Origin of the sequence: Arthrobacter sp. HMWF013, from assembly GCF_003061105.1 — a bacterium.
Lineage (GTDB): Bacteria > Actinomycetota > Actinomycetes > Actinomycetales > Micrococcaceae > Arthrobacter.
In genome coordinates, this window is the sequence record NZ_QAIQ01000165.1 from 1 (window position 1) to 2,305 (window position 2,305).

General features: G+C 65.7%; 1 protein-coding gene. It reads right to left on the reverse strand.

The annotated features are described in order from the left end of the window. Positions 1-64 precede the first annotated feature (64 nt). Positions 65-2,296: an McrB family protein gene (locus DBR22_RS07390; protein ID WP_108598473.1), complete on the reverse strand. Its 2,232-nt coding sequence runs from the start codon at positions 2,294-2,296 to the stop codon at positions 65-67. Between the last annotated feature and the right edge of the window lie 9 nt (positions 2,297-2,305).

Here is a 2,305-nt window from a genome sequence, read left to right on the forward strand (position 1 = left end):
TTTTTCAGCAGGCAGCGGCTTGGCTGGCAGTTTTTCAGCAGGCAGCCGCTTGGCTTGCACAGGCTTAGCTGGCAGCAAGGCGTCCCAGCAACTGGTCCAGGCCGAACCGTTCCTCAAGCTGGGCCCGGTTCAGCTGGCCGTGGTAGTGCTCCTCCAGCAGCGGCATCAGTTCGTACTTCCAGATCCGGCGCAGGCCGGCGGGGGTCTGGGCTGCGGGCTTCATGAAGTAGGACGGGCCGATCATCAGGTCCCGGTCCCACTCGTCGATGGCCGCATTCAGCGCATCCAGCAACAGCGCAGGCGTGGTGTCCAGCTGCCGCGCCTGGAGAAAGCGCAGCAGCGAACCCTTTACCGGCTCGGTCTGCGGATGCAGCTCGATGAACGCGAAGCGGCGGCGGATGGCGGCATCCATCATGGCGATGGAGCGGTCCGCCGTGTTCATGGTGCCGATGATGTAGAGGTTGTCAGGCAGGGTGAATGGCTCGTTGGGGCTGTACTGCAGGTAGATCCGGTCATCGCGGTATTCGAGCAGGAAGTACAGTTCCCCGAACACCTTGGCCAGGTTGGCGCGGTTCATCTCGTCGATGATGAGGAAGTAGGGCTTGCTTTCGTTCCCGGGCTTGGCCGCCTCCTCGGCGAGCCGGCGCAGCGGCCCCGCCACAAGCTTGAAGGACACCTGGCCCTCATCCGTTTTGTCCGGCCGGTACCCCTCGAAGAAGTCCTCATAGGCGTACGACGGGTGGAACTGGACCAGCTTCACACGCTCGTCGGTGCTGTCATCGGCAAGCTCCGCGGCGAGATGCTTGGCGAGGTAGGTTTTGCCGGTCCCGGGCGGGCCGTACAGGACCAACTGCCGGTTTTCCTCCAGCAGTTCCGCGATTTCCTGCAGCGGTTCGAGGTCCATATGGAGCGAATCCGCGAAGCCGCGGCTGAGCGGGCGGAAACCCTCGTGGACCGGGACAACCTCGACGGCGGCAGTGGCGGGGTCGTCGTCGTCGGGTTCCGCCTCGGCGGGAACGAGCGACTGGAGTGCCTGCACCACCTTGGTGACATCAACGATGATTCCCGGCGTGGCCAACTGCCGCTGGACGTGCCGGGGCAGGTCCGCGGTGGTGTGGGCGTCGTCGAACCACCGGACCTTGCGCCGCATCCTGCGGTTGTCCTCGTTGTGTTCCGGTTCGCCCAGCACCACACCGAGCCGGACAGCGCCGGCGTGCTGGCAGAGGACGAGGTCGCCGGGTTTCATGACCGTCAGGAAAGCGAAGACGGCCGTTTTGGTGTCCTCCCGTTCCACATAGCCCAAGTGCTTGTAGTCCTCGTCCACGGCATGCTGGACCAGCCCGGCAGTGACGCCGGGGTCCAGGAGGCGGAGATGTTCGACGTCGAGCGTCACCTTCTCCTCGGCCTGCCAGGCGGCGAGGAGTTCGGTGTTGTCGCTGTGGGTGCGGAGCAGCCAGGCACGGCGGCCCGGATCCCCCACCTTGCGCCACTGGCTGACCAGCTGGCGGGCGTACCAGTCGATCCGCTGACCGGCCTGCTCGTCCAGATGCAGCCGGATGCGGTGGATGTCCGCGGTGATGTCCTCGTCGGTGTCGCTCTTGGCGCCGCCCACCAGGGAGGCGAAAGCGTCCCTGATCTCCTGGCGCTCCACGTCCGCCACCACCGGTTCAAAGAAGCTGGGCCAGGCCAGGTATTCGATGCTGCGGCGGATGGCGGGCTGGTCCCCCGGGGTGGCTGCAGCGAGCTGGTGGAATTTCTGCGGGTCCTTCAGGGCTTTGGCGATGGTGGAAGGTGACTGCTGGTCCACGTGCTGGACGAACCGGCACAGCCACTTGAGGTGGTCCCAGATGGTCCAGTTGAACTCGGCCGTCCGGTCCCTGATCACGCCGTGGTCCGTCATGTCTTTGTAGAGTTCCTCGGGCAGCTCCAGCGGCGGCTCCAGCCAGGATGCTGCCTCAGCGACGCGGGCGCGCTTGACCTTGAGCGATTTGACCTCGTGGGCCAGCGGCAGCGACTGCAGGAAGAGCAGCTCGACGGCAAGCTGTTTGGCCTCCCGGGAGGCCTCTTCGAGGTTCTGCCGGAGGTTGGTCATCATGGGCGCCTTGGCGTCGGGGACACCCTTCTCCAGGCGTTCCAGCAGCTCCGCGGCAGCGTCCGCCGTCCAGGTCAGGGTCTTGCCGTCCAGCGCAGACGGCCTGCCCTGCAGCCCCGGTCCGAGCACAAACCAGGCAGCGTCCTCGATCTCCTGGGAGATGCCGGGGGCGCGGGCCATGACAGGTTTGGGGCTTGGAGTCATGGCTTCAAA

Bases quoted from the DNA above. Each gene is read 5' to 3' on its own strand.
- DBR22_RS07390 (WP_108598473.1), bottom strand. From the start codon at position 2,296: ATGACTCCAAGCCCCAAACCTGTCATGGCCCGCGCCCCCGGCATCTCC.